The following is a 10,074-nucleotide window of genomic DNA, read 5'->3' on the forward strand; positions in this document are numbered from 1 at the left end:
AAACATATGTAAAAATAAGGCTGAAATAAGGGCAAAATCCTCAGTTTTGCCTATATTTTTGTGTGACTAATAGCCCATAATCTAATAAACCCTATAAATAAGGGAATCCTTAAGTACATGGGCATGCTTAGTTAGCGCCTTTGGGAATTTAGTTTTTTAGAAAATACTAGCTCTTACTTGCCACCAAAAATGCGGCGGATAAAGCCAAATAGTCCACCTTTAGCCTTTTGCTGCTCTTTTGATTGATAAGCATTGCTTGCAATAATAGGTGATGGCTTAATGACCTTTTTAGCTACTGGTTTTGGCTCATTTGCAAGTTCATGGTTAGAAGTTGCAATTTGCTCTTTAGTCTCAGGAGCGGGCGCTGTTGGAGCAGGTGTGGCGGTACTTTCTTTATCATCAAAGCTTGCTTGAGTAGAGTCTTGCTCATTAGCACTATGATTAGCCTTTGTAGTTGCCTTTGCTTCTGCCTCTGCCTCTGAAGCTGTAGAAACAACACCAGGCTCTTGCTCAAGAGTGGTAGTGGTCGCTACCTCAGGTTTAGCCTTTGTCTCAGTATCACTATCAAGCTCTGCCTCTACTGCGCTCGCAGTTGCTGTTGCAGTCTTGGCAGGTACAGACTCTTTTTCTTGCTCTGGTGCTTGGTTAACCTCACTCTTAGGAGCAAGCTCTGGCTCTGGTGTGCAGATAGACTCATGCTCGCTTTGAGTATCAGCAGCATGATTAGAGTTTGAGTCACTGCTATCTTGAGAGCAGGTCTCATCACCCTTTGGTGAGCTAAGGTTAATGCTTGGCTCAGAGGTGCTCTCTTTATCTGGTACTACGGCAAGCTCGGAGGCTTGAGCATTATCCTGGGCACTGCTATTGGCAATTGGGCTCTGGCTCTGGCTAGAGGCAGAATCTTGAGGATTGGTGCTGCTTGGTGAGCTTGGCTTGCGGCTATTAGCAGTGACTATGGCTGTATAGCTGTAGGATAAACCAAGTTCTTCAACACGAGGTGCTTGGGATTTAGCCTCAATCGTGATGGCAGCATCGTTGTTGGCAGCCATTGGAGCGCTGATGTTATTGGTCTCCTTGACATCATTAGCATCATTGCTTGCTGATGGCTCTTGGCTGTTAGCTGCTACAGCGGCTAAGTCCTGAGCTGATGCTTGGGTGCTCTGCTTGGCAGTCTCAACAGTTGGCTCTGTTACTGGTGCAGTAGTGTTTTCTGGCATTACCTCAGAGGTTACTGCTACTGGAGCTTCGGCAGCTGGGGCTACAGCTTCGACAGCAGGGGTCTCACTCTTAACTTGAGCTAAAGCTTCTTCTTTTAGAGGCTCTAAGTTTAGGTTGCGAGAGTTGTTGTTCCAGCAATTATCATCTTGTAAAAAGGTAGGGCAAATAAGCTCGTTACTCTTTAATAAGGCACCAGCATAAGCAAGAGCTTGCTCTTTGGTAGCGTGTTGTTGGGCCTGGCCAAGGCCTTGGTCTTGGGCTGATACGACAAAAGTAACAGCATCTGTTAGCTCTTTACCATAAGAGTTAACAGCAGCCATAAAAGCAGCATATAAAGTGGCTAACTCAACGTCATCACCCTTGTTGTTAAGGCTAACTAAGAACTTGCCAGATGGTGCTAATGATAGAGTGCAAGAGGCGTTAGACTTTAAAAGCTTAATAATATTATTAAACTTAGCATCTTGTAGGTCAGTATCAGTGCCTAGTTCTTTAAGGTTGTTAATTTCAGCTTGTAGGTAGTCAATAAAGCTCTTGACGTGAATAAAGAAATCAACACCAATAGTACGTACTGATAAATCAAAACGGCGGCGTGAGCAAGAGCGAACTAAAGCTTTAATTTGAGACTCAAGCTCTTGCAACAAAGTTAAGTCTTTGCTTGGAAGCTTATTGGCTACAAGTTCAGTATGGAGACTTAAATAGTTATGGGCAAAAACTAAGGCATCACGATCTAAGCCTAAAGCTTTGTATCCTAAGGCTAAAAAGGCAAGGATTTGGGCTTTATAAATAATATCAAGCTCTAGTAGAGAGTTTAGATGCCATAAATTGTAGACAGCCTTTAACACCTTTAATTGTGAGCCTAATTCCTTTTCATCGCTCTGTGCTTTCTTATAGCTATTAATAGTCTTTTTGATGTTAGAAAGCATGGTCTTGTCTTTAGTATCCAAGGTGTTTCCTCGTAGTCTTATTTCAGTATGGGAAAAATTAGATAAATCCTATCAATTCTATCAAATTTCATTGAAAAATTCTCAAAAATAGATCATAGATCACAGACATTTTTAAATTTATTCTATAGAGAAAGTATGTAGTAAATTGTTCTCCAAAATCAGGAAATTTTATTGCTTACTAGATGCAAAAGTGATAAAATTTTATCATCAATCATTCTTATGATTGTGCGTTGGTTTTGTTCCACTCGTTCTCATCTTTTTTCGAATAGTGGCTCTTTGCTAGTTTTCAAGCTAGTTAGGGCTGACACAACTAATTAAAATTAACTTGGGCTCTTTAGTAAAAATAAGGCTTTTACTAATGCGTGCTCTTTTGTTTTTTCATTAGGATGTGTCGATCTATGTCCAACTTCGTCGCTTCTCTTAATAATTTTGAACCTTCCTACAGTAGTAACAATGCATATGAGACTTTGTTTGAGCAATACGAAAAAGTCATTATGCAAAGCTTATTTACGTCTTTTGGTTTAGATTTTATCGTTCAAGATCAGCATGGTGGTGATGTTGATACCATCCACAATGTGCGTGCCATGGAGCACGATAAAGACTTAACTTATAAGGATAAGGCTCACCAAGAGGCTTATGACAATCGTGGTGCGTATGACTCTAAGGAATACCATTCTCATGAGGGCTATATAGCCAAAAATAGAGAGGTATCCCGTCAGAAAAAAGAAGGCTCCTTGTATGATGCCTATACAGGAGAACACATAGCAGCCAATGCTCGAACTGATTTAGACCATATTGTCTCAGCTAAAGAAATTCATGACGATAGAGCTAGGGTGCTATCTGGCTTAAATGGTGCAGATTTAGCTAATAATCCAGATAATCTTGCTGCTACTAATCCTCATACCAATCGCTCTAAAAAAGCTCAAACTATGGATGAGTACTTAGACAAGAAAGGCTATGAGTACACTAGTGAGCAACAAGAAAGAATGCGCTCCTTAGATAAAAAGTCACGTCAGAGCATTGATCGCAAAATTGCTTATGAGTACTACACCTCACCTGATTTTTTCAGAAGTAGTGCTATGGCAGCAACCAAAGTTGGTTTTACTATGGGATTGCGTCAAGTACTGGGTTTAGTCTGCTCTGAAATTTGGTTCTCTATTCGTGCTGAGTTTAAGTATGCCTCAGGCTCGAATGAATCAATGCTGCATAAGGTGATCACAGGCTTTAAAAATGGCTTAGCTAACGCAAAAGAGCGCTATAAGGAGCTGTGGCAAAAGTTTATTGAGGGCTCGATTTCAGGTGCTTTAAGCTCAATTACTACCACTATTTGCAACATGTTCTTTACTACAGCTAAGAACATTGTTCGTGTCATTCGTCAAATTTGGTCTTCTTTAGTAGAAGCTGCTAAGGTCTTATTCTTTAACCCTGACCGCTTACCTATAGGCGAGCGTTTTAGAGCTGTGGCTAAGATTTTAGCAACAGGTGCCAGTGTGGTTGTGGGAACTGTTGTGAGTGAAGCTGTAAAAGCCACCTCTATTGGAGCCATTCCTATTATTGGCCAAGTGCTGTGCGACTTTTTAGGCGCATTAGTAACTGGCATTATGGCCTGCACCTTACTTTATGTACTGGATAAGTGTGAGTTTATTAATAAGCTCATTTATTTGCTCAATCAGCTATCCCCATATTCTGATGTCGCTGCTTATTACCGCCACTTAAGTGCCTTAATGGATGAGTATTGTGCCAAGGTCATGGACATAGACTTAGCTCTCTTTAAGCAACAGACTGATAGGTTTAACCAAGGCTTAATGGTCTTTGAGAACAATGTTGATGTGTCAGATCAAGTCTTGCTCAATAGCCAATTAAAAGCCATTTACCAACAGCTGTCTTTAGAAATGCCATATGACACCAGTAATGGTAAAACCTTAAAAGACAATTTAAAAAATCCAAACTTTGTACTGAAGTTTAAGAAGAAGAATAGCTAATGTTCTATTGTGATCAGTGCGGAGAGTGCTGCCGCCATGTCCAAAAAGCTGAGCCTTATCGTGACTTAGATAGAGGCGATGGCGTTTGTAAGTATTTGCAGGACAATAAATGCTCTATCTATGCTAATCGCCCTTTAATTTGTCGTGTTGATGAGTGCTACGAGCGCTTCTTTAAAGAGCAATACACTAAAGAGCAATACTATCATTACAACCATTTATCGTGTTTGAAACTTAAGCTGGTACAAGGTCTGCCTATTAATGAGTTTATTGAGCAAACTAAGATTACCTTTGCAGAATTAGATGAACTTGCCAGTAATGTGCCTGACTCCAACACCTTAAAGCAAATTGTTAAAGAAGATGAGGCGCAGGCTAAAAAGAGCAAAACTCCAAGCTCCACTTAAGGAGGTGTTCCCAGTCCAACTCAAGTTTGAAATATAAGCGCCATTGATGGCGCAAGTTTTAGCGTTAGATACTTACTTCTGAGTAATATAAGGAGAAATAATTATTATGTTAATAGTTAATGTGGTGTTGTTCTTCATTTTTATGTATTTAATTTACAGGTATTACAAGGCTATCTTTAATTTTATTCCAGCTGGTTTAAGAAGATTCTTAATGAACTTTGCCCTTCGTCGCATCATTATGATGGCTATCTTTAAGGGGTTTAAGTAAAAAGAGTTTATTTACTTTGCCAAGGTGTACTTACCTCAACTCTGCATACTAAATTACACTCAAAATAGATTTGCCTCATATATCCCAATCATCAAAAAATCGTAGTGGTTACCTAACAATAGGTTAACCTCTATTCTTGTTCAATGAAAACAAGATATATATGGGGTTTTATTAAAATTTGTTGTTTAAATGTTACTTTAGTATGCACAGTTCAGGGCTTAACTGCTGCCTTAGCCTGAGTTTAGTTAGTTTTCACAAAAAGGATTGATTATGTTTGGATCTATTTTGGGCGTAAAAACAGCTCATGATCGCATCAATATTGCCCAAGAGCGCCATGAGCGTAATCAGCGCTACTTAGAGGATTGCTCTAATAAGTGTTGCGTAATTTTGGATAAGCTGGGCGTTAATGAACTGACAATCTTATCTGAGTTTAAGAATTTTGCTGATACCTTTGAGCAAATCCATAATCGACCTGAGTTCGATACCATTGAAGTTAATAAGGTTAAGATCCCAAGTTTCAAGGTACAAGAGTTAAAGCATGTATCTTTAGGCGCTACAACCTTAGTATCAGGATTAAGTTCTGCTGTAGCTGGTGTCGCTGCTGGTATGGCTGTTTCTGGCGCTACCACAGCCGCAGTAGCAACTTTTGGTGTTGCCTCAACAGGTGTGGCCATTAAGAGCCTCTCAGGCGCTGCTTTGACTAATGCCACCTTAGCCTACTTAGGTGGTGGTTCTTTGGCAGCTGGTGGTGGCGGCATGGCCCTTGGAGCTACCGTGCTTGGCGCTTCTAGTTTAGGTGTTGCTCTTATCATTGGTGCAGTAGTCTTTAGCATTATGGGCGCTAAAGCTCAACAAAATGCTGATGAGGTAGTAGATCAAGTTTTATCCATGGAAAAAAAGATTGGTGAAACTGCCAATTACCTCAAGGAGCTGACTGAAACAGCCGAAACTTTCAACCAAACCTTAGTCACCTTAACTGACCTTTACCACCAACAATTTAAGCTCTTTAAGGAGCTCGTAGATCGCAATAATCAGTGGGATACTTACACTGAGCAAGAAATGCTGTTAGTGGAAAACATGGTGTTAATCGTGGGTGTCATTTTCGCCATGTGTAATGTTCAGCTGGTACTCAAGTCAGAGTCTAGCAAGAGCAAGCAAGAGGACTATGATCTCAACACTATTAACAAGCAAGAGGCTCAAGCAGCAGAGCAACAAGGCAAAGAAGTATTAGCTAAGTTTGATAGCGAGGTCGATGCTGCTGCTTGCCAACAAGATGAACGTACTAGCAAGCCATTAAGTGATATTGAGCAGTGGCAAAAACTCTTAGGTGAGTACATTAATCTCAATAGCAGAGCAGATTATGAACGCCATATTGAAAAATGTAGAGAGCTACTTAGTAGAACAAAAGAACCTCTCATAAAAGAAACCATGCCCGATCATATTAAGAGCTGCAAAGACATTATGCGCTTATACTAACTTTGCTCGGCACCACTTCACAAAGACCTGTGTTTAGCAAGATTAAACACTGGTTTACCAAATTTTGCAATTTAGCGCACAATCCTGCACAAAACTACAGGGCAATTAATATTGCCCTTTGTTAATAGGTGCTATTATTAACAACAGTTGCTTAAGCCAACTAATTTCTATCTTTCTTTAATATGCCCAATTACCTAATACTTATTGTTGGGTATTTATCATTTCTTTCGTTTTGCGAGCTACCTCGCCTACCTTAATTACTTAAGCTAGCTTCCTAGTTAGCTACAGTATTTCGTGCCCAGGTTCTTTTAAGCCTTTGAAGAGCCTTAACCGTTTATTCCCAATTTTTCTTGGCACAACTTCAATGTACTTGGTTGCTTTAACTCTGATTGCTTGCTTCATAGCTCAGTAAGGAGTTTTCACCCTCTGATACCACAATCATCCGCCTTTATTTATTGGGTTTTTAAAGCTCTAAATCTTGTGAGCTTATTAGCCAAACAATACTAACTCTTCTAATTGAGTCTGGGCGACATAGTCTCAAGCGCCCGCTCACTATGGTACAGAAAGTCCTTGTTGCACTGGGAGGTGCGTTATGGAAACTTTTTTCAAACTGCTGGTTTGGATTGTAATTATTGCCTTTATCATTAACTTTTTTAAAAAACGTAAGGCCAAGAAAGCTTTTCAGGCTGAAATTGCTAGAAAACGTGCTTTGCTCAAGCATGTGGATAGTGAGGAGCCTCAGGTAATCGACGAGTACTACTCAAAAATTGTTAATCGAGATTATTCTGCCTTCCAAGACATCTGCAACAAAAATAGCGAACTTATGGGCAACTTTGCTAAAAATGTTTTGGAACTAAATTATGATCGCTATATGTTTATAATGCTGTACAAGCAATTAAAACATGTGCCTGATACCATTAGCTGTCCTGATGGGCAAGAATTTGATTTTTCTGAATACAATTTGGACATAGTCCTAAAAAACTGTATACAGTCAGGGGAGCTTGTTAAACTAAATGAAAAATTACCTATAGCTTTGTTTTCAGATATCTGTTGCTATTCAAGTAATGAAGACAAGCAAAAGACAATTGATGCCCTCACAAAACTTGCAAGCAAGGACAAACTTACCTCAGGTGATATCCCTGCATGGCCTCAAAAGATCTTTGGTCAGTCCGTGTACTATGAGATATTTAAAAAAGATAAGCTCAATACTATCAACCTCAATAAGGTAGAGGTAGTAGAGTTTGTAATGAATGAGCCTGAGTACTATGAGCACCTTACTAATTTGGGAGAAGCTATTTTTCTGTTGTCTCCAATTCAAGAATTTGTTAAAGAGCACTTTTATCATTACATTAAGCTCTTAGATGATATTGTTAAAACTAAAAAGGATTATCCGCAATTTAACAAAGAGCAAAAAAATATCTTTGCAATTTGTGCCTTATTGTTCCGACTGATTGGCGATTTAAGAGCTGTGCAACTAATTGATAGGGACTATGACGCTCCAAATAATGGTTTTGAGCGTTCTGCTATACCTGATTTTCAAATTACATTTAGCAATATAGCTAATGCCTTAACCACCATAGGCAATGCTGACTATCAAGATGCTAAGGGTGAGGCCAAGGCTCAGATTCTGCCTTGTCAAACATGGTTAGAGCAAGAAGCTCTTAAAGTTAAAGAGCAGATTGAGCTGTGTAATAAGGCTCTTATTAAGCTTGGTGAAAAGGAGTTAAGTTTCTTCGATGCTCATAATGATGTTTTGAGAACCATTATTGATGCCAAATTCGATGCTCAATTATGTAAAGAAGCTAACAGTAAATATGGCAAGATGAAAAAAGTCATAAGTGAACTAACCGACACAGATAATAGTGTGTTGGCTTGGTACAAAGATGGACGTAGACATCTTCTAGCTGACGTTGGTTTTTGCTCTGCTCATAAGGTTTTTATCGACGACAATAGCTTAATCTTTGGCACTAACTACAAGGACATTAGCGAATGTCAGTGGCCAACTAAAGTCATTGGTGCTTCTGCTTATAATAAGCTTTTCCATGCAGATAAATTAGATGAGCTTTACTTTGATCAACAAGAGTATGAAGAGTTCTTAGCTAGTGTTAATGAAACTCTCGATAATTTAAAGAAAGTACAAGAATTGGCCAACAATTACTACCATGCTTTGTCTAAGATGTATCCTCTTTACTCTAACTTGTGTGCTGGCGTATTTAAATTTAATTCTCCTAAAAATAAAGCAAGTTTTGAGCAAATGATTGAATACATGGGCAACTGCTATAATGCTTTTAAGAAAGTTGAGCTTTTTGAAAAAGGTTGTTTTATTCAAAATCTACCAAATCAAAATGTCTGGGGATGTCAATATTTAAATATTGAGAAGGTTAAAAAACTGCTCATCGCCAAAAAGATTATCACCAGCTTGTTAGAAAGATACCTGCCAGAGGGAACTCAACCTGCTGTTGAAGCTCAACCTGAGGAGGCTAAAGCACAAGTTGCTAAGCAGCAAAAGGCTATTGAGCATCATGAGCAAAGCACAGCTCGAGATAATAATGCTGTAGTTGCTCAATTGGATGCAAATAAGTCTCCTCAAGAACTAGTGCAAGAATACAGCAAGTACTGTGAACCTCTCAAAGCAGCTATCAAGGAACTTGATTACGTTCTGGAGTCATACGCATATGACTCTATGAAAGTTTATTATAATGCAGCGCTCTTCTCTCAATATTGCAAGCAGCTTAAAGACTTGCCTAATTACTACGTCTTTAAGAGGGGAACTTTTAAATTTAATAATTTATATAACGATGATTTTATCGAGGCTGCTAAGCAAGTGTGGAAGTATTATGACTCTGATCTAAAAATAAGTTATGCGAACATGGCTGCATTAGAGTTGGGTGATATACGTAATGCTATTGAGCATAGAAAAGAGCAGTTAGATAAGGGCGGGGAACTTGATTATCTCTATGACTGTCAATGGGCAAAAATTATTATAGGCTGCGATGCTTATAAGGCTCTATATGGTAGTGAAGATGAGCAACAATCAGTTGCTCTGAGCACCTATGAGAATATTAAAAACAACTATCAGTCTTATATTCAGGCTCTCAATGAGTTAAAAGAAAAGTTAGAGCCTAAAACCAAGTACTTGCACCTATATTCTTTTATGTTCCAAGAAGTAGTGGATATTCTTAAGCGTAAGCTTAACAACAAGGAAAAATGGTCTGATCTTTCATTTGAAGATTCTATAGCATTTTTTGTTGGTATTGTTTTGTTTGACATGAGTTCATTTGCCTATGCATACTTATTTAAGTGTGCCATTATGGATGTAGAAAACCATTATGAATTTGGTGTCAACAATATCAATGATACTCATATGAATCTTGATGTTGACAAATTTGTAGCAGGGTTGAACATTGTCGATGGCGATGATTCTCGCATAGATTACGATATTTCTAAGCTTGAAGAGCGCTATGATAGGCTGTTGAAGGTATTAAAGGAATACCAACAGAGTGATTTTCTTAAGATCGCAAGGGATCCTGACCATCCTTTATTGGGTCTAACTAACATGGCATACAATTGCGCTTTGATGACAAACTATCTCAAGTTTTTAGCGAAATGGGTTAACAAGAAAGATGGCTACCCAGTGCCATCTGAAAAGGATGTTGACGAAGAAATAAAAATGTTAGATAGGTTTGCTTATTACGATTCATATGCCTTTGATTCTGAAATGTGGGACATATTTGAAGAGCGTAGAGAATTTCTTAGATTCTTATAATTAAGTAATAGTCTTAAGT

General features: G+C 38.7%; 6 protein-coding genes. 5 read left to right on the top strand and 1 reads right to left on the bottom strand.

The window, feature by feature from the left end:
* Positions 1 to 173: 173 nt before the first annotated feature.
* A complete protein-coding gene (locus tag MXE38_RS11385; RefSeq protein WP_246915054.1) occupies positions 174 to 2,162 on the bottom strand; it encodes a hypothetical protein in 1,989 nt (662 codons plus the stop codon).
* A 398-nt stretch (positions 2,163 to 2,560) separates the two neighbouring features.
* Here MXE38_RS11385 and MXE38_RS11390 point away from each other — a divergent pair, with 398 nt between their 5' ends.
* The 5 genes from MXE38_RS11390 to MXE38_RS11410 all read left to right on the top strand — a co-directional run bounded on the left by MXE38_RS11390 (position 2,561) and on the right by MXE38_RS11410 (position 10,055).
* A complete protein-coding gene (locus tag MXE38_RS11390; protein WP_246915057.1) occupies positions 2,561 to 4,144 on the top strand; it encodes a hypothetical protein in 1,584 nt (527 codons plus the stop codon).
* Positions 4,144 to 4,545, top strand: a complete 402-nt coding sequence (locus tag MXE38_RS11395; RefSeq protein WP_246915060.1) for a YkgJ family cysteine cluster protein — start codon at positions 4,144 to 4,146, stop codon at positions 4,543 to 4,545. Before MXE38_RS11390 ends, MXE38_RS11395 begins: the two co-directional genes overlap by 1 nt.
* Before the next feature lie 106 nt (positions 4,546 to 4,651).
* Positions 4,652 to 4,813, top strand: coding sequence for a hypothetical protein (locus MXE38_RS11400; RefSeq protein ID WP_246915063.1), 162 nt, complete (start codon positions 4,652 to 4,654; stop codon positions 4,811 to 4,813).
* A 270-nt stretch (positions 4,814 to 5,083) separates the two neighbouring features.
* Positions 5,084 to 6,289 carry a hypothetical protein gene (locus MXE38_RS11405; protein ID WP_246915066.1) on the top strand — a complete coding sequence of 402 codons (1,206 nt, stop codon included), beginning with the start codon at positions 5,084 to 5,086 and terminating at the stop codon, positions 6,287 to 6,289.
* A gap of 592 nt (positions 6,290 to 6,881) precedes the next feature.
* On the top strand, positions 6,882 to 10,055 hold the full coding sequence (locus MXE38_RS11410; protein ID WP_246915069.1) for a hypothetical protein: 3,174 nt from the start codon (positions 6,882 to 6,884) through the stop codon (positions 10,053 to 10,055).
* Positions 10,056 to 10,074: the final 19 nt, after the last annotated feature.

Origin of the sequence: Anaerobiospirillum sp. NML120448, assembly GCF_023050945.1 — a bacterium.
Taxonomy (GTDB): Bacteria; Pseudomonadota; Gammaproteobacteria; order Enterobacterales; family Succinivibrionaceae; genus Anaerobiospirillum.